The sequence below is a fragment of the Actinomadura fulvescens genome, from assembly GCF_039533225.1.
Classification (GTDB): Bacteria; Actinomycetota; Actinomycetes; order Streptosporangiales; family Streptosporangiaceae; genus Spirillospora; species Spirillospora fulvescens.
Map to the genome: position 1 here is coordinate 145203 of NZ_BAAATD010000007.1, position 17150 is coordinate 162352.

Annotated in this window: 14 protein-coding genes; 6 read left to right on the forward strand and 8 right to left on the reverse strand. The window is 72.9% G+C overall.

The features are described 5' to 3' along the window. Positions 1-12 precede the first annotated feature (12 nt). Positions 13-702 (forward strand): hypothetical protein, encoded by a 690-nt coding sequence (locus ABD333_RS25710; RefSeq protein ID WP_344544917.1) that lies wholly within the window; start codon positions 13-15, stop codon positions 700-702. A 58-nt stretch (positions 703-760) separates the two neighbouring features. Here ABD333_RS25710 and ABD333_RS25715 read toward each other — a convergent pair whose 3' ends face one another. From ABD333_RS25715 to ABD333_RS25725, 3 genes are all read right to left on the reverse strand, one after another. Continuing rightward, positions 761-1480 (reverse strand): hypothetical protein, encoded by a 720-nt coding sequence (locus ABD333_RS25715; protein WP_344544919.1) that lies wholly within the window; start codon positions 1478-1480, stop codon positions 761-763. Next, positions 1477-2073 carry a sigma-70 family RNA polymerase sigma factor gene (locus ABD333_RS25720; protein ID WP_425546935.1) on the reverse strand — a complete coding sequence of 199 codons (597 nt, stop codon included), beginning with the start codon at positions 2071-2073 and terminating at the stop codon, positions 1477-1479. The genes ABD333_RS25715 and ABD333_RS25720 overlap by 4 nt, the downstream gene beginning before the upstream one ends. A 63-nt stretch (positions 2074-2136) precedes the next feature. After that, complete coding sequence (locus ABD333_RS25725) at positions 2137-2715, reverse strand: hypothetical protein (RefSeq protein WP_344544921.1); 579 nt, start codon at positions 2713-2715, stop codon at positions 2137-2139. A 357-nt stretch (positions 2716-3072) separates the two neighbouring features. Here ABD333_RS25725 and ABD333_RS25730 point away from each other — a divergent pair, with 357 nt between their 5' ends. The 3 genes from ABD333_RS25730 (at position 3073) to ABD333_RS25740 (ending at position 5063) form a co-directional block, all read left to right on the forward strand. After that, entirely contained in the window at positions 3073-3777 is a 705-nt protein-coding gene (locus ABD333_RS25730) for a nucleotidyl cyclase domain-containing protein (protein WP_344544923.1), read from the forward strand. A 102-nt stretch (positions 3778-3879) separates the two neighbouring features. Beyond that, positions 3880-4314: a PPOX class F420-dependent oxidoreductase gene (locus ABD333_RS25735; RefSeq protein ID WP_344544925.1), complete on the forward strand. Its 435-nt coding sequence runs from the start codon at positions 3880-3882 to the stop codon at positions 4312-4314. 194 nt (positions 4315-4508) lie between these two features. After that, positions 4509-5063, forward strand: coding sequence for a hypothetical protein (locus tag ABD333_RS25740; protein WP_344544927.1), 555 nt, complete (start codon positions 4509-4511; stop codon positions 5061-5063). Between the two features lie 4 nt (positions 5064-5067). Here ABD333_RS25740 and ABD333_RS25745 read toward each other — a convergent pair whose 3' ends face one another. Further along, the gene (locus ABD333_RS25745; protein ID WP_344544929.1) at positions 5068-5856 is read right to left on the reverse strand and encodes a class I SAM-dependent methyltransferase; all 789 of its coding nucleotides are present in this window, start codon (positions 5854-5856) and stop codon (positions 5068-5070) included. A gap of 70 nt (positions 5857-5926) precedes the next feature. Between ABD333_RS25745 and ABD333_RS25750 the strand changes: the two genes are divergently transcribed. Together ABD333_RS25750 and ABD333_RS25755 are read left to right on the forward strand one after the other, a co-directional pair. Then, on the forward strand, positions 5927-6478 hold the full coding sequence (locus tag ABD333_RS25750) for a CGNR zinc finger domain-containing protein (protein WP_344544932.1): 552 nt from the start codon (positions 5927-5929) through the stop codon (positions 6476-6478). A gap of 122 nt (positions 6479-6600) precedes the next feature. Further along, positions 6601-8628: a CehA/McbA family metallohydrolase gene (locus ABD333_RS25755; RefSeq protein WP_344544934.1), complete on the forward strand. Its 2028-nt coding sequence runs from the start codon at positions 6601-6603 to the stop codon at positions 8626-8628. 62 nt (positions 8629-8690) lie between these two features. Here ABD333_RS25755 and ABD333_RS25760 read toward each other — a convergent pair whose 3' ends face one another. The 4 genes from ABD333_RS25760 to ABD333_RS25775 all read right to left on the reverse strand — a co-directional run bounded on the left by ABD333_RS25760 (position 8691) and on the right by ABD333_RS25775 (position 17055). Beyond that, complete coding sequence (locus ABD333_RS25760) at positions 8691-11102, reverse strand: GMC oxidoreductase (RefSeq protein ID WP_344544936.1); 2412 nt, start codon at positions 11100-11102, stop codon at positions 8691-8693. Between the two features lie 38 nt (positions 11103-11140). Next, entirely contained in the window at positions 11141-12235 is a 1095-nt protein-coding gene (locus ABD333_RS25765; RefSeq protein ID WP_344544939.1) for an alpha/beta hydrolase, read from the reverse strand. A 201-nt stretch (positions 12236-12436) separates the two neighbouring features. Further along, positions 12437-15439: a helix-turn-helix transcriptional regulator gene (locus tag ABD333_RS25770; protein ID WP_344544941.1), complete on the reverse strand. Its 3003-nt coding sequence runs from the start codon at positions 15437-15439 to the stop codon at positions 12437-12439. 245 nt (positions 15440-15684) lie between these two features. Continuing rightward, positions 15685-17055, reverse strand: a complete 1371-nt coding sequence (locus ABD333_RS25775) for a cytochrome P450 (RefSeq protein ID WP_344544942.1) — start codon at positions 17053-17055, stop codon at positions 15685-15687. Positions 17056-17150: the final 95 nt, after the last annotated feature.

Below are 17150 nucleotides of genomic sequence, written 5' to 3' on the forward strand. Positions count from 1 at the left end.
ATCCTGGAGCGCGTGACTGCCAAGAGCCCCCGGCTGCTGCTGCCCGGACTGCGTGAGGTGTACGAGGCGTACGTCCGGGCGGCGGACGAGCTGCCCGCGCAACCGGGCGCGCTCCAGGCCGAGGTGTGGACGTCCGCGCAGCTCGGGACACTGGAGGCCGCCGCCCCCGACGTCCGGGGGCGGCGGGCCGCCCTGGCGGACCTCATGATGAGCCTGCGCGCCGCCGGGACGCCCGGGGCCTACGCCTTCCTGCGCACGCTGGAGGCGATCGGCCCGGTCGAGGGCCGCCGCGCCGCGGGCAAGGCCGCCGACGGGGTGCGCAACCTCGCCGAGCCCGCCTGGCTGAGCGCGCTCGGCAAGGTGACGCCGAGCCAGGTGTGGCTGATCCAGGAGGGTCCGCTCGACGGCGACCGCCTCGTTTGCGAGTTCCGGTACGAGGGCGGCGGCGACCTGCACGCCCTCGCCGTCCGGCTGGCGCACGGGGACACCCCGAGCGAGATCGTCGTCGTCGGGGACGTGCCCGCCCTGATGGCCGCGGCGCGGCAGGCGATGCAGGCCGAGCTCTGCGTCGTCCAGCCTCATGACCCCAAGGCCGTCGGCAGGCGGCTCAGGTCCGCCCTCGACACCGCCGGCGAGATCCCGCCTGACTGTTACCCCGCGCTGGCCATCGCCCGCCACCGGGCCGCCGCGCTCCCCGGCTGACCACCGCCTACGGCTGATCACCGCCTACGGTTGACCAGCGCCTACGGCTGACCAGCTCCTACGTCGGAACGGTGAGCAGCGTGCGCCCGCCTCCGATGGTCCGTACCTCGAAGCGGGTGATCTCGGCCGGTTTGAGCGCCGTCCCGCCCTGCACGGTCAACGGGGCGGGCGACTCCGGCTGGCCGTAGCCCTTGGCCGGGACCGACCAGCCCGCGACCGTGTGGGTGCGGCCGCGCCGGTCGATCGCCAGCAGCTCGCATTCCAGCGGGCCGCGGACCTTGCTGAGCCTGAGCCCGATCCGGCTGCCCCAGAGCTTGGGCTCCATGGCCACCGTGCCCGAGACCCCCGTGCCCGCGTCGTTCGCGGAGACGCGGTGCCCGGACCGCAGGAGCGCCTCGACGCCGCCGTCGGGCCGGGCCGGCGGCTCGTCCTCGGTGGACGACATCGTGATGCCCGCGCCGAACGCGCCCGCCAGGAGCACGACCCCGGCCGCGGCGCTGAGCATCGTCCGCGCGAGGCGGCGGTTGCCGTCCTTGCGCGCCCGGCGCCGCAGCAGGTCCGACACCACGGCGGGATCGGGCTCCACGGGGAACGCGCGGACGGGGTCCTCGATCGGCGCGATGCCGTCGAGGGTGGCGGCCACGCCGCGCAGCACCGCCAGCTCCTCGTGGCACCGGACGCAGACGGACAGATGGCCCTCGAACGCGTGCCGGTCGGGCTCCTCCAGGAGTCCGAGGGCGTACGCGCCGACGTCGAGGTGCTGGATGCCGGCGGTCATGGCGTGACGCCCCTTTCCTCCAGGGCGACGCGCAGTGCCCGGAGCGCGTAGTAGACCCGTGACTTGACCGTGCCCACGGGGATGCCCAGCTGCCGCGCGGCCTCGTTGACCGTGCGATCCCGGAAGAACGTCTCGTTGAGGATCTCGCGGTGGGCGGGTGACAGGGACAGCAGGGCCTCGGAGACGACCACGGAGCGCAGGAGATCCTCCATCCCGTCGGGGGCCCGCAGGTTCTCCAGCGGGCCCTCGCCCGCCTCCTGGGGCCGGGCGTTCTTGCGGCGCTGGTCGTCGATGACGATGCGCCGGGCGACCGTCGCCAGCCACGGCAGCAGCGAGGCGGCGTCGGCGTCGAGCTGGCCGGCGCTGCGCCAGGCGCGGATCATCGTCTCCTGGACGACGTCCTCGGCCCAGTGCCGGTCGCCGCCGGTGAGGCGCAGCACGAACGACAGCAGCGGGCGGCCGTACACGCGGTAGAGCTCGGTCACGATCACCTGGTCGTCGACGGTGTCGGGCGGGCGCGAGCCGCGGAACCAGCTCCACGGGCCGGTGGCGACGCGTTCGGCCGGTGCGGCGGTGGGGGATCGGTGGGCCATCGAGGTCTCCGGCTGGTGGGGAGGTACGGGGTGAGTTCCGGCCCGGCGAGGAGGGCGCCGGGCTCAGCCGCCCGGCGGCGATCCGCCTCCGTTCTCGGCCGGGCCGCCCGCCGATGCCCGGGTCCTGGCTCCGCTGGGCTTGCTCACCCACCAGACGCCGCTCTGCCCTTGGCCTCGGGCGTCGCCCGGCCCGAGGTCGCGGGCGTACCGGTACATCGGCCAGCCTCCGACGGTGAGCTGCAGGCTTCCGTCCGGGCGGCGGACCTGGCCGACGAGCGCGCGGTTCACGCCGGTGATCTTCATGCCGGGGACCCAGCGCGCCGGCGGCCAGGTCTGGGCGCACCCGCCGATGCACGTGGTGCGCGGCGGGACGGCGCTGTCGCGGTCGTACCGGTAGAGCGTGCGACCGCCGCCGTCCATGATGATGCGGCCCAGATGCAGATGGGTCATCGCGCGCAGGCTGCGCCCGCTGGTCCGCGCCTCGGGCACCGCGCCCACCGGCGCGCCGCTCGCGGCGGCGCGTCCGGGAGAAGTGCCGCCCGAGGCGGAGGCGCCGAAGCCGTAGGACCCGCCGCAGGCGGTGAGCGCGAGGCTCGCCGCCGTCGCGCCGCCCGCCAGGACGGCCCGTCGCCGCACCCGCATGGTGCTCCTCCGATGTGAACCAGGTGTCACGTCGGAAAGCAGTACGCGGGTGTGCCGCCGTGAGGTTCAACGCGCCGGCGAGGTCGTCGGCTCAGGGGCAACAAGTCCCCCATACGGCCCTACGTCGTCATAACGCCCCTAACTTGTTTGTCATATGTCCCTTACTTGTGGGTCCATAGACATCGGGGAGTCCGTCCAACGGGGTGTTCGCCGGCATCACACGACATGACAAGGAGGAGGACCCAGTCGTCGGCCACTCGCCGGAGAGTGGTCCTCCGCCAACGGCAACACTCACTCCCCAGTGGAGCGAATGAGGGCATCGGGCCCGATTTGCTCGGAGGACCGGAAGGCGATGGAGTGAACAGCAACGGGCACCTGGTCTACCGGCTACTGCTCGCGGTGGACATCCAGGCGTACAGCAAGCGGGACACCCGCGAGCAGCTGCTCGCGCAGCGGCACCTGTCCGACGCGCTCGACAGCGCCGCGGCGGGCGTGGGGCTCGACCGCGCCCGGTGGGACAAGCAGGTCGGCGGGGACGGCGAGCTGGCCACGCTGCCCGAGGGGGTCGATCCGGCGCCGGTGGCCGGTGACTTCGTGATCCGGCTGGCCGCCGCGCTGCGCGGGATCAACCACGACCGGGGTGCGGGGGCGCCGCTGCGCGTCCGGCTCTCGCTGCACCACGGCACGCTGACCGCGGGGCCCTTCGGTCCGGCGGGCGACGCGCCGATCGTCGTGCAGCGGCTCCTGGACGCCGGTCCGCTGCGCCGGTTGCTGGTGGACGAGCCCGGCCGTGACCTGGCCTACGTCGTGTCCGACTCGCTCTACGAGGACGTCGTGCTGACCGGGTTCTGCGCCCTGCCGCCCGCGGGGTTCCAGGCGATCAAGGTCATGGCCAAGGGCGCCGCGTTCCGCGGCCACATCTTCACCGGGCCGGTCGCCGGCACGGACGAAGGAGGGGCGGGCGGGCCGGGCGACCGGCCGTCCGCCCGGATGCCCGCCGGCCCTCCCGGCGCGCGCGTCTACGACTTCCCCGCGCTCGTCCCGCACGAGCAGCACGCCTGAACGGCACGCCGCGCGCTTCGCGCGCGGCGTGCTCGCCCGGAAGCGGCGGCGGTCGCCTAGGTTGGCTCATGGCATGGACGATCACTGCGGGAGGCGGTCCGGATGGCGGACGAGGCGGCATTCACACGGTTGCTGAACGAGCGGAACCTGGGCGTGCTCGTCACGCTCAAGAAGGACGGACGGCCCCAGCTGTCCAACATCAACTATCACTACGACGAGGCGAAGGACCTGATCCGGATCTCGGTGACCGCCGACCGCGCCAAGGTGCGCAACCTGCGCCGCGACCCGCGCGCCAGCCTGCACGTCCAGACCCCCGACGGCTGGGCGTACGTGGTCGCCGAGGGCACGGCCGAGCTGTCGGAGGTCGCGCGCGACCCGCACGACGCGGCCGTCGAGGAGCTCATCGACGTCTACCGCGACGTCCGCGGCGAGGAGCACCCCGACTGGGACGACTACCGCCGCGCGATGGTCGCCGACCAGCGCGTGGTCGTCCGGCTGCACGTGGAGCGCCTCTACGGCCACGCGCCCGCGTCCTGACGTGCCCGTGTCCTGACGTGCTCGCCTTCTGACGTGCTCGCGTCCTGACAGGGCTCGCGTCCTGAGGTGCCCGGCACGCAGGCGCTACGTCCGGGAGAGTAGGCCGGAGGCCTCCCGCTACTTCGCCCGAAGCAGCGAAGGAGCCTCCGGCCGTGCGACGTCCCGCCCGGTATCGCACCGGCACCGTCGTCGGTATGACAGCCACGACCCGTACACAGATCTCCGCCAAGGCCCCGGCCCGCCGCCGGCAGAACACCGGCCGGTGGCGCATGTCGCCGCGCGCCCGCAAGGCGAACCTGTTCCTGCACCTGATCGTCTCGATCACCTGGCTGGGTCTGGACATCGGCCTGCTCACGCTGACGATCACCGGCCTGGCCACCGAGGATCCGCAGACGCTCCGCGCCGCCTACATCTCCATGCGGCTGTTCGGCGATCTGCTGCTGATCCCGGCGGGCCTGCTGACCCTGCTCACCGGGCTGGTCCTCGCGCTCGGCACGCACTGGGGCGTGACCCGCCACTACTGGGTGCTCGCCAAGGTCGTGCTGACCCTGACCGCGGTCACTCTCACGATCTTCTCGCTCCGCCCCGGTCTGCACGAGGCGGCCGAGGCCGCCATCGCCACGCCCCTGGACGACAGCGGCCCGGACACGCTCTACCCGCCGGTCGTGTCGCTCACGATGTACGTGACGATGGTGGCCCTGTCGGTCTTCAAGCCCTGGTCCCGGACCCCGTGGGCCCGGGACCGGTGACGGCTCAGCGCACGGCGCACAGCAGCCGGTTGTCGCCGCGCTGCCAGAGGGTGCCGACCTCGGCGAAGCCCGACTCGCGCAGCGCGTCCACGTGCGTGGACAGCAGGCCCGACTCCGAGCCGTTGTGGTCGGAGCCCGCGGCGTCGACCGCGTCCGGGGCGATGAACGAGGCGAGCGCCGGGTCGGCCGCGGCGGCCTCCCACCACTCCCGCCAGCCCTCGGGGCGGTCCGCGGCGAAGCGGCGCGTCCTCTCGCGCTCCTGGAGCGATCGGTCAAGACGGGCGATGGCGGGAGCCTGGTCCTCGACGGAGAAGTTGTCGCCGTTCAGGAAGAGCCCGCCGGGCCGCAGCAGCCTCGCCAGCTCGGCATAGGTGGTCCGCAGTTCGGGACCGGAGATCCAGTGCAGGGCGGTGGTGCTCACCGCCGCGTCGATCTGCCGGTCCAGGCGCAGGGCCGCCGACCAGCCCGGGGTGCGGAGGTCGAGGTCGACGAACCGGAGGCCGTCCCGGCCCGCGTGCACGGCCTCGCCCAGGGCCAGCAGCAGCGGGTCGGTGTCGATGGCGACGATCGTGGCCTCCGGAAGCCGGTCGAGCAGCCGCGCCGACAGCGAGCCCGGGCCGCAGCCGAGGTCGAGGATCAGCGGGTCGGGACGTCCGGCGCCCGCCTCGACGGCGTCGACCAGCGCGGTGAACCGCTCCTCGCGGTCGGGCAGGTACCCCTCCTGCTGGCGGTCCCAGCGGGCGATCCAGTGGTCGGCGACATCGGTGGTCAGCTGAGGGGTGAGCGTGGACATGGCGACTCCCGTCACTGTTCTATATGCTTTGAACAGTTACACCGTAGAGCGAGGGCAGGTAACTGGTCAAGTGGATTTCAACAGTCACACCGATGGCGTCGTGGCGGACGCCGTGGCGCTGGTGAACGCGCTCACCGAGGGCGAGCGGCGCGGCCGGCCCTACGCTCCGGAGGATCGTGTCGCCGCCGCGGCGGAGGCGGTGAAGTGGAGCACGCCGACCCCCGCGGAGGCCGACGCGCTGGCCGAGGCCGCGGCGGAGCTGCGCGCCGTCTTCGAGGCGTTCGCGGGCGATGACGTCGACCGGGCCGCCGACCAGGTCAACCGCCTGCTCGACCGCTACAACGCCCGGCCCCACCTGGCCAGGCACGACGGCGAGCCCTGGCACGTGCACTTCCACGCCAGCGGCGACGCCCTCGCGGCGCAGGTGGCGGCGCCGTGCGCCACCGGTCTCGCGGTGGTCATCGACAGCGGCCACCATGACCGCCTCGGCGTCTGCACGGCGCCGCACTGCGACCGCGTCTACGTGGACGTCTCGCGCAACGGCACCCGCCGGTTCTGCTCGACCGCGTGCCAGAACCGCGTCAAGACCGCGGCGTTCCGCGCCCGGACGGCCGGGTCATAGGCCCCCGGTGGAAAGATCTTCCACCGGGTAGCACAGAGCGACTCCCGCCGGTCGCCCGTCCGTTCCCCTCCCGATCGTTCCGTGTCACGCTGACCGCGATCTCGACGAACGGGAGGCACGGCATGTGCGATGACCCGACCCTGCCGCCCGAGGTACGGCGGGCGCTGGCGGAGTACCGGGAGCTGCTCGCCGAACACGGGCCGACCTGGGGCGAGGACCCGATCATGTACGTCCGGCAGATGGACGTGGACGCGTTCATGGTGGACGAGAGCCTGTTCTGGCTGACGTGCGTGGAGCGGGTCTTCGAGCTCCACCCCGGCGCGACCGAGGAGGAGGCCGCCGTCCTCATCGCCGGCCTGGACTTCCAGCGGATCATCCGCGACACCCTCGGCGACCAGGTGCTGGACAACCTCGCGGCCCTGCGCGTCACACCCGCGGGCACGCGCCTGGACGCCCGCGCGCAGGCGGTGCTGGACGGCCGCCCGATCCGCACGCACCTGCTCGTCGACTCCTCGCGGGCGGAGGCGGTCACCGTGCGCGTGGACGACCGTTCGTACGAGATCGAACCCGGCGGTGCCCGAGTGGTCCCGGTGACCAGCGGCAGCGCGGTCTCCGTCGACGGCGCGGCCGTGGCGCTCGACGCGCTCACCCGGCCCGCCGCCCCGGCCAGGCTCCGCCTCCGCGCGGGATTCCCGTGCCGCTGGACGGTCGTCGGGGACCACGGCCAGGGCTGGTACCCGGAGGGCGCCGAGCCCAACCGGGACGCCGCCCGCATGCCCTACTTCCACGGCGACGACCTGACCGTCGACGTCCCCGCCGAGCCGCTGACCGTACGGGTCACGCGCGGCATGGAGTACGAGATCGTGGAGACGGCCGTCACGCCGGACGCCGCCGCGGGCGAGACCCTCGTCGAGCTCACCCCGCGGCGCCTCCACGACGCCGCGGCGCGCGGGTGGTACGGCGGCGACCTGCACGTTCACCTGAACTGGGCGGGTGACACCGTCGCCACGCCCGCCCAGGCCGGCGCCCTGCAACACGGCGAGGACCTGCACGTCCTCAACCTCGTCGCGGGCAACGTCGCCTCCGAGCGCGTCTATGACCGCGAGGCGCTCGAACACTGGGCGGGCCGCGACCTGCCGTGGTCCGACGCCACGCACGTCGCGCGCATGGGCCTCGAATACCGCAACGACCTGCTCGGGCACCTCTACGCGTTCGGAGTCGCCGCGCCGCCCGAGCGCTACCACACCGGTTTCCTCGACACCGTCGACTGGCCGCCCAACAGCGCCGCCTGCCGGGAGCTCCGGGAACGCGGCGCCGTCATGGGCTACAGCCACCCGTTCCACGTCCCGATCGGCGAGGACGACCCGCCGCCCGCCGCCCTGACCGCGGGCCGCAACTGCTCGGCCCGCGAGGTCGTCGCCGACGCCGCCCTCGGCCTCATCGACAGCCTCGACGTGCTCAACCACTCCTCGATCGAGACCACCGCCGTCGTCTACCGGCATCTGATCGGCGCCGGGAACACCCTCGCGGTCACGGCGGGCACCGACACGATGTTCTCGTTCAACCGGCGGGGCAGCCAGTCGAGCCCGCCCGGATGGGAACGGGTCTACGCCCGCGTCGACGGCGCCCTGACCGCGGAGTCGTTCGCGGAGGCGATCAGGCGCGGCCGAACGTTCGCCACCACCGGCCCGTTCGTGGAGCTCGACGTGGCCGGGCACGGGCCGGGCGACACCCTCGACCTCGCACCGGGCACGCGCGTCCCGGTCACCGTGCGCACGATCGGCCCGGAGGTCGCCGCCATCCAGCTGCGCACGGCAGACGGCGTCCTCGCCGAGGGCCCGCCGGACGAGCTCACGGCCGAGCTCGTCGTCTCCGGGCCCACGTACGTCGTCGCGGTCGTCACCGGCCCCCGCAACCCGCGCTCGTACCACTACTCCGGCTCGTACGCGCACACCAGCCCGGTCTACCTCGACGTCGGCGGCGCCCATGTGGCCCGCGAGAGCGACCTCCGCTGGTGCCTGGACTACCTGGACGCGCTCGAAGAGAAGATCCGCTCGCACGGCCGTCTGGACACCGAGGAGCAGCTGGCCGACCACGTCGAGCTGCTCGCCGCCGCCCGCGCCGTCTACCGCGCCCGCCTCGAAGGGTAGAAAAAGGTGCAGGACAAGGGCACCCCGCAGTTCCCTTGTCCTGCACGTTCGTGGGGGTCCCGTCAGGTGAGGTCGGGACCGTAGACCTCCCAGAGCTCGCCGGCGAAGAACCGGCCGAACCTGATCAGCGAACCGGGGCCGCCGGGGCCCGCGGTACGGAAGGTGGTGAGCTGCCGGGCGAAGTCGGCGAGCTGGATGTGCAGCACGCCCGCCGCCACGACCACGGCCTCGGCGTCCGCGTCCTCGTCGACGTGGCCCTCCAGCACCCTGACGTAGAGGGTCGAGGTGTCGGGCCAGATCCGCGTCGGCGGTCCGTGCAGCACGTTCTTCTCCCCGGCGAGGGTGCGGGGCCGGCCCTGCGCGTCGGTGAAGTACAGCCGGTACTTCATCAGACGGCGGTCCTCCGCGCCTGCCGGCGCGAAGAGATTGAACCAGCCCCGCTGGACGGGACGCCGGCCCCCGCAGCCAGCGGCGTCGATCCACCCTTCGGCCCGGGCGGTGTGCTCGGGCTCGGCCAGGAAACCGGCCACGTCGTCGGCGGTGATGGTGAGGCGGAACGACATGCGTTCGCGGCCCTCGGCCAGCTCGCCGACGCGCGGCTCGGTCGCGCCGAAGGTGATGAATCCCTTCATCTCCTCGGTGAACGACAGCGACGTACGGCCGGACTCCGTCGCGGCGGACCCCCGTGTCCCCGCGACTTCCCCCGACTCCGACCCGTACGCCGAGTCGCCCGCCACCCCGTCTGGCGAGCCGGTCCCCGCGACCGGCTCGGCCCCCGTAACGGAGTGCGTCTTGCTGCCGTGCCCGTTAGCCGCCGCCGCCTTCTCTAGCAGGCGGGTGCTCATGCGATCGGACATGGCCGCGATGGTCAGCGAGGGATTCGGGCCCACCGGTCCTGGCATCGCCGCCCCGTCGGCGATGTAGAGACCGGGGAACCCGAACACCTCACCGAAGGCGTCACACACGCCCTGGTCCGGAGTGGCGCCCATCGGGGCGCCGCCGAGCGGATGCATGGTGATGACGCGCTTGCGGAACCACATGGGGTTGTCGGCGTAGTCCGCGCCGAGCACGTCGGCGATGCTCTGCATGGTCTTGCGCAGCCGCTCGAAGTGCAGCTCGCTGGTCTCGGTGGTCCACTCGGCGTTCAGCCTGTTGTCCCTGAGCCGCAGAACGCCGTCGGCGGTGTCGCGGCCCATGCCGAGCAGCGGAAGGGAGCTCATCGTCAGCGCCCCGTCGCCGATCAGTTCCGACAGCTCCTTCGAGAGGTTGGTGTCGGGGGACCACTTGAACAGTTCGAGTACCCGGCCCACCACGAACCTGAGTGCGCGTTCGATGGTGCCGTCGAAGGAGTGGACCATCCAGTTGACGAACTCGGGGTAGCCCCCGTCCTGGATGTAGGCGCCACGGCCGCCGCCCGCACCGCCGTCCAGCCCGTCCGGCAGCCGGATCGCGCTCGTGATGACCGGCCCCTTGCTGGCGTCCAGTTCCCGGACCCGGTTGCGGTCCTTGGCCTTGAGCAGGAACGTCAGCAGGTCGCCGTTGCCGCAGAAGCGCGTGCCGAGGGCCTTGCTGATGCCCGGCAGGTCACCCTGCGACCGCAGCAGGAGCAGCGTCGTGCCGTAGGTCCCCGCGGCCAGGACGAGCCGGTTGCAGCCGATCGTCTTGAGCCTGCGCTTGCGCAGCCGGTCGCCGACGGTGTGGTGGATGTAGTCGACCTCGTAGCCGCCGCCCTGTCGCGGGCGGATCGCCTTCACCTCGTGCGAGGTGCGAAGGTCGGCGCCGTGGAACTTGGCCGCCGACAGGTAGTTGTGGTCGAGGCTGTTCTTGGCGCCGTCGTTGCAGCCGATGTCGCACTCGCCGCACAGCCGGCAGGTCCGCCGCAGCTGCGGGCCGTGCAGGTTGCCGTAGCCGGCGTCGACGATCGGCAGGCTGAGCCCGGGCGCGGCGCCGCGTTCGGGCGCGAAGCTCACGGCCAACGGCGGCAGGGTGGCGTGCAGGCCCAGCTCGGCCGCCGCGTCCTGCATCGCGTGCGCCTTGGGCGTGTTGTCGTACGGAGCGCGGTCCAGCGGGTAGGGGGTGCCCTCCAGCATGTCCTCGACGGCCTCGTAGTGCTGCTCGAGATCGTCATAGGTGATCGGCCACGGCTCGTAGCCGCCGTCCGGCGTCTCGTTGACGAACCACCGTTCGGGCTTGCGGAGCAGCACGTTCGCGTAGATCAGCGAGCCGCCGCCGAGACCGCTGGACACGACGGAGTCGCAGCCCCCGAAACTCCACACGTCGTACATGCCGTACAGGCCCGCGTCGGGGTCCCAGAACGCCCGCCCCATCTCGGCAGGGGAGCGGGGGAAGCTGCCCGGCGGGAACGGCTGGCCGCGTTCCATCAGCACGACCGAGTGCCCTGCCTCGGCCAGCCGGTACGCGGCGACCGAACCGCCGAACCCCGAGCCGACGACGAGCGCGTCGACCTGCTCCATGCTCTGCTCCTGCCTGGTCATCTGTCAGCCGATCCCGGTCACGCGCCGTGGCGCTTGATGAAGTCGACGATGCGCGGGAAGACGTCGAGGTGGCTGTTCTTGCCGATGAGCGGGTCCAGGTGCCCGTAGCCGGGCAGGACCGCGAGCTCGTGGCGGCCGGGCGCGGCCTTCTCCAGGATGCGGTGGAAGTGGTTGTTGGAGTCGCTGAAGACCTTGTTGCGCTCGGGCGCCAGCAGCAGCAGCGGCGTCTCGATTTCGGCGGCGTTGCTGAGGTAGTCGTCGGGGAGCGCGTCGTACCGGTCGTCCTTCGGGTCGTACTTCACCGCGTTGCCCGCGTTGATCATCTTGCGGACGTGCCGGTAGTAGTGGAGCCCGGACGCGCAGCAGAGGTCGGCCATCCGCGCGTGCGTCACCGGCAGCAGGTTCTCGTGCTCGTACATGGCGGGCCTGCCCGCGCCCCACTGGAAGCTCTGGATGTGGCAGGCGCGCTCTTTGCACTCGTTGTGGAACAGCGAGATGAGCCGCGAGACCATCCAGGCGCGCGTGAGGAACGGCGCGTCGCCGAACCGCGGGTCGATGAACGGCAGGCCGACGACGTACTCCATGAGGTTCGGGCCGAAGGTCAGCTTGAGCCGTGAGAATGCCGGCACCCGGGGGGTCAGCGACACGCTGTTGCAGGTCAGGCTGGCGATGCCGCCGACCGCGCCGCCGAACAGGCTCATCGTGAACGAGACCGCGCCCAGACAGTGCGCGATCACGTGGATCCGCCGGTCGCCGACCTGGCGGCGCAGCACCCGCAGCGCGGCCGGGAAGTCGTAGAGGGCGACGTCGTCCAGGGTGAACCGGTGCGTCTCGGTGTCGTAGGGGTACCGGCCGCTCATCCGGAAGTCGAGCGCCCACACGTCGGTGTAGCCGTTGTCGAGCAGGTGGCTCGCCAGGTTCCGGTGCTCGGGCATGATGAACACGTCGCTCGCGGAAGTCAGGCCGTGGACCAGCAGCACGACGTCGTCGGACTCGGCGCGCAGGAAGCGCGTCAGCTCCAGCCCGAGCCCGTCCTCGGTCGCGAACGGGTACACCGTGACGTCGGCGTCCTTGACGCCTTCGAGCGTGAACCGTGCGATCGTGCCTGTCATGTCGTCGCCTCCGTGTTTGCCCGAGATGATGATGCGGCGCGCGGGCCGTGACGGCATCGTGGGAAACCCTGACTTGTCCCCACGACCCCGATCAGCTGTGGCGCCGGGTTGATCCGTGCGATGGTCCGATATCCCTGAGACGAGACGTATGTCGGATAGGTTCTCGCTCGCGTCCGGAGACGCTGTGATCGGTCCCGGCGGTCAGTCCTGGGTGTCGGCGGCGTCGCCGGAGCCCGCGTCGCCCGTCCGGTTGAGCGCGCTGACCACGCCGACCCGGGAGGTGACGCCGAGCTTGGCGAAGATGTGGGACAGATGCGTCTCGACGGTGCGGACGCTGACGAAGAGCTTCTCGGCGATCTGGGAGTTGGTGTAGCCCTCGGCGACGAGGGCGGCGACCTCGGACTCGCGTTTGGACAGCCCGCCCGGACCGCCCGGACCCCGGCGCCCGCCCGCAGTCGGCACGCGGACGCCGAGCCGGCGCTGTTCGCGTTCGGCCTGGCCCTTCAGGGTGCGGGCGCCGCAGGCGGTGAAGATCTCGTTGGCGGCGCGCAGCTGTTCGCGGGCGGCCGTCCGGTCACCGGCCGCCGCCTGGGCGATGCCGGCCCGGAGCCGGGCCCGCCCCTCGCACACGCGTAGGCCGGCGGCCTGGAACGCCTCGGCCGCGCCGAGGGCCTCGCGCGCCGCGCCCGCCGGGTCGTCCGGCTGGAGCGCGTGCGCCCGGGCCAGTGTCGCGAACGCGTTGTTGGCGTCCAGCCGCGGAATGACGAGTTTCGCCGCCCGGTCGGCCCAGGCCGTCGCCTCGGTGCGCCGGCCCCGTCCGGCCTCGACGCCGGTCATGACCTCGCAGACCGACAGCAGCGTGCCGGGATCGAGGGCCATCGGGGGCTGGAAGCCGTTGGTCGCCTCCGTGAGGGCCCGCTCGCCGTCCTCCGGGCGTCCGGCCGCGATGAACGCCAGGCCCAGGGCGTAGCGGGCCATCGAGCCCCACCACTCGCCGCCGCCCGCCTTGATCTCGACGGCCTCCTGGGCGAGGCGCAGCGCGGCCTGCTCGTCCCCCGACCAGTTGGCGACCAGGCTCTGCTGGGTGAGCGCGAAGACCAGCTGCTGGCCGGACGTGAGCAGCCGGGCCTCCTCCACGGCCTCCTCGGCCGCCGCGGCCGCCTCGGTCAGCCGGCCGAGCATCCCGTACGACCGGGCCAGTCCGGCTTGCAGGTTGGTCACCACGTACTGCTGCCCGGTCGCCCGCGCCACGGCCGAGGCACGGCGGAAGTGCCCCGCGGCGCTCTCGAAGTGGCCGAGCATCGTCTCGGCCCAGCACAGCCAGGCGACGGCGTCCATCCACTCGGCCAGGTGCTCGTCGGGCGCGGAGGCGAGGAGCCGGTCGGCCGTCTCCCGGTACCGCAGGGCGTCGTCGACGCGGAGGGCGCCCAGCGCCGGCAGCACCCGCAGCGACGCGACCGCCAGTTCGAGGCTGGGCTCCCAGTCCTCCGAGCTGTCGGGCATCAGGTCGAGGACGGCCTGCGCGGCGCGGATGTCCAGGCGCATCATGCGCTCGGCGACCAGGCGCATGCGCAGCGGTACCGCCGCGGGGGAACGCGGGTCGGGCATGCGCCGCAGCTCGTCGAGCAGGAGCGCGCGGGCCTCGTGCGGCCGGTCGAGCTGACGTTCCATCAAGGCGGCGAACCGGGCGGCGCGGCCGCGCCGGTGGTGGTCGTCGAGCGGCAGCAGCCGCAGCAGCGCCCGCGCGGTCTCGCGCCCCTCGGTCAGGTGCCCGCCGACCGACTGGACCTGGGCGAGTTCGAGCAGCAGCTCCAGGCGGGACGGCAGCGCGGGTGATCCGGCGGGGGGATCGGCCTGGTCGATGGCCAGGTTCTCGGGCATCAGCCGGAGCGCGGCCTGCAGCCAGTGCGCGGCGGTGGTGGGCGCCTGCCCCGAGAACGCGCGGGCGGCCTCGACCAGCGTCATGATCGCGGCGCGGTCGCCGACCCGTCCCGACCGTTCGACGTGCCGCGCGCGGACCGCCGCCGGGGCACCGATCTCCGCGAGGTAGGAGGCGATGCGGCCGTGCGCGGCCAGCCGCCACCCGGCCGCGGCCGAACCGTAGGCGGCGTGCCGGACGAGCGGATGCCGGAACCGGAACCGCTCGGCCTCGGGGCGCACGATGTCGCGGGCGACGAGCTCGTCGAGCGCGTCCAGCGCCACCTCCTCGCTGACCTCGGCGGCGGCCGCGGCCAGCAGGGGAGAGAACTCGTCGGCCGCCACCGCCGCGCCCTGCGCCACCCGCAGCGCCGCGGACGACAGCCCGCTGAGTTCGAGCTGGAGGGCGGCGCGCACGGCGGGCGGCAGGTCGCCCTCTCTCGGCCCGCTGGCGAAGGGCTCGTCGCTGCGCGCCAGCGCCTCCAGGTAGAAGGGGTTTCCGCCGCTGGCCTCGTACAGTTCCTTGCACCGCGCCCGTCCGACCTTGGGCCCGAGAAGCTCGGCGACCTCGGTCTCGGTGAGCGGGCGCACGGTGATCTGGTCGCCGCCGCCGGTCGCGACGGCGGCCTGGACGAGCGCGGCCAGCCGCGGCGCTGCCTGCGCCGGCCGGTAGGCGACGGCGATGAGGATGCGGGCGCGCGGTGGATGCCGGGCCAGGTGGTCCAGGAGCTCGATGGTGGCGTCGTCGGCCCAGTGCACGTCGTCGAGGATGAGCACCAGCCCGGAGGGGGAGGCCAGCTCGTCGAGCAGGAGCCGGACCGTCCGGTACAGCTGGTAGCGGGCGACGTGGGTCACGCCGTTGGCCTCGCCGGAGATCGGGGACGGCGGCCCGGGCGCCGCGCCGAGCAGCGGCGGGTCGGTCAGTGCCGCCGACATCGCCGGGAAGACCGTGGCCAGCAGGCGCACGGCGCCGGGGGCCAGATCGGGGAAGTGGTCCTCAAGGTGGTCGTCGAGCGCGTCGACCACGGCGCCGAACGGCATCTCCTGCTCGAACTCGGCCGCCCGGCCCGACAGCGTGGTGAGCTTGCGCGCGGCCGCGGCCGCCACCAGCTCGCCGAGAAGACGCGTCTTGCCCGCGCCCGGCTCGCCGATCAGCGACAGGAAACGGAACGATCCCGCCGCGGTGGCGTCGAGCGCCTCCTCCAGCAGCCGGAGAACGTCCTGCCGTCCGACCAGCGGCACGTTGCCAGGGCCGGCGGCTGACGACTGGCCCGAACGACCCTCCATGTCCACACCCCAACAGTGACAGGCGGTCGATACGCCGTGATTGTCCCTCATGTCACGATTACCGGAATCGCGGGGGACAACTTTACCGAGTCGCCGGCCGGACGCGGCGGCATTCCGCCTCCGGCACACACGTCCCGGGCGTTCGCCGACCGATGTCGGCCGCTTTCGCGCGGTCGCCTTCCAGTGCTATCAACCGCTGTCGCGAACGCTCTGTCAACCAGGGGATCAGAACCGTACCGAGTTCGTCACCCTCCGCCGACCCTAACCGAAGCGAGGTTCGCATAGATAGGCCAAGCCACCGCTTCCGTGAGACGTGCGGGTACCAGAGTGACGTTCTTGAGCCTGGGTTTCTCCGGGTTCGGCCGTACGGCGGTCAGTTGGACACGTCGCAGCACCTCGCTGAGGACGGTCCGCATCTCCAGGGTCGCGAGCTGGGCGCCGGCGCAGTACCGGCGCCCGCCGCCGAAGGGCACCCAGCCCTTGTTCGCCCGCGCCGCGTTCTCGCCCAGGAAACGTTCCGGGCGGAACTCCCCGGGCTCGGGGAACACGTCCGGATCGCTGAGGATCAGCGGGATCGAGGCGGAGACGTACCAGCCCGCCGGAATGTCGTAGCCGCCGATCCGCACCGGCTCGTCCAGCGTCCGGGGCGCGCCGAGCACCACCGGGCGGGCCCGCAGCGCCTCCTTCACCACCGCGCCGAGGTACGGGCCGTCGTCGTCGGCCGCCAGTTCCTCGCGCAGCCGGCCCAGCGCGTCCGGGGACCGGAGCAGCCGCTCGAAGCTCCAGGCGAGCGCGGTGGCGGTGGTCTCGTGGCCCGCCTGCAGCAGGGTCATGAGCTCGTCGCGCAGTTCCTGGTCGGTCAGCGGCTCCCCGCGTTCGTCACGGGCCGCCAGCAGCTGGGACAGCACGTCGTTCGCATCCGGGATCGGTGCGGCCCGGCGGCGCGCGATCTCCTGGTACAGGATCGTGTCGACCGTGTCCCGCACCCGTACGTACCGGGTGGTGGGCAGCGCCCCCATCCGCAGCAGCGAGGGTGAGGTGAGCGCCCGGTCGCGCACCTTGGGCGGCAGCCTCAGCAGGGCGGCGGACCCGCCGAGCCCGACCAGTTCCGGCAGCAGCGCCCGGAGCCGGCGCATCCGGCCGGCGTCGCGGATCCCGAAGACGACCCGCATGATCACCTCAAGGGTGATCTTCTCCATGCGCGGGCGCATCGCGAACGGCGTGCCGGACGGCCAGCTCGCGACCTCGGCCGCGGCGATCTCGGCGATGGTGTCCCGCCACGAGGCGACGGCCCGGCCGTGCAGCGGCGGGCTGATGAGCCGCCGGTGCCGCCACCACGGCTCGTGGTCGAGGCACAACAGCGACTCCTCGCCTACGAGCGGGCCCACGAACGTGCGCCGGATGTCGCCGGCCCGCCCGGCGCCGCCGTCGACGGCGAACACCTCCTCGGCGAGCTCGGCGGTCGCGACGCACACCTCGGGCGGCAGCCCCGGGTAGCGCACCTGGAAGATCGGGCCGAACCGGCGCCGGCCGGCCGCGTAGAAGCCCGCCGGATCCTTGATCAGCCAGGCGAGCTGCAGTGGCGGGGGAAGACGGAAACCGGGCGGAGCTGGCATCGGGGACTCCTGGTCGGGTGCGGGGCGACGGCGTGGTGTCCGCGAGGTCGCGTGAGGTCAGAGCGGTGCGGATCAGCGCGGGACGTCACCCCGAT

Bases quoted from the DNA above. Each gene is read 5' to 3' on its own strand.
- ABD333_RS25715 (WP_344544919.1), bottom strand. From the start codon at position 1,480: ATGACCGCCGGCATCCAGCACCTCGACGTCGGCGCGTACGCCCTCGGA.
- ABD333_RS25725 (WP_344544921.1), bottom strand. From the start codon at position 2,715: ATGCGGGTGCGGCGACGGGCCGTCCTGGCGGGCGGCGCGACGGCGGCG.
- ABD333_RS25755 (WP_344544934.1), top strand. From the start codon at position 6,601: ATGTGCGATGACCCGACCCTGCCGCCCGAGGTACGGCGGGCGCTGGCG.
- ABD333_RS25775 (WP_344544942.1), bottom strand. From the start codon at position 17,055: ATGCCAGCTCCGCCCGGTTTCCGTCTTCCCCCGCCACTGCAGCTCGCC.
- ABD333_RS25765 (WP_344544939.1), bottom strand. From the start codon at position 12,235: ATGACAGGCACGATCGCACGGTTCACGCTCGAAGGCGTCAAGGACGCC.
- ABD333_RS25720 (WP_425546935.1), bottom strand. From the start codon at position 2,073: ATGGCCCACCGATCCCCCACCGCCGCACCGGCCGAACGCGTCGCCACC.
- ABD333_RS25740 (WP_344544927.1), top strand. From the start codon at position 4,509: ATGACAGCCACGACCCGTACACAGATCTCCGCCAAGGCCCCGGCCCGC.
- ABD333_RS25760 (WP_344544936.1), bottom strand. From the start codon at position 11,102: ATGGAGCAGGTCGACGCGCTCGTCGTCGGCTCGGGGTTCGGCGGTTCG.
- ABD333_RS25745 (WP_344544929.1), bottom strand. From the start codon at position 5,856: ATGTCCACGCTCACCCCTCAGCTGACCACCGATGTCGCCGACCACTGG.
- ABD333_RS25770 (WP_344544941.1), bottom strand. From the start codon at position 15,439: ATGGAGGGTCGTTCGGGCCAGTCGTCAGCCGCCGGCCCTGGCAACGTG.
- ABD333_RS25735 (WP_344544925.1), top strand. From the start codon at position 3,880: ATGGCGGACGAGGCGGCATTCACACGGTTGCTGAACGAGCGGAACCTG.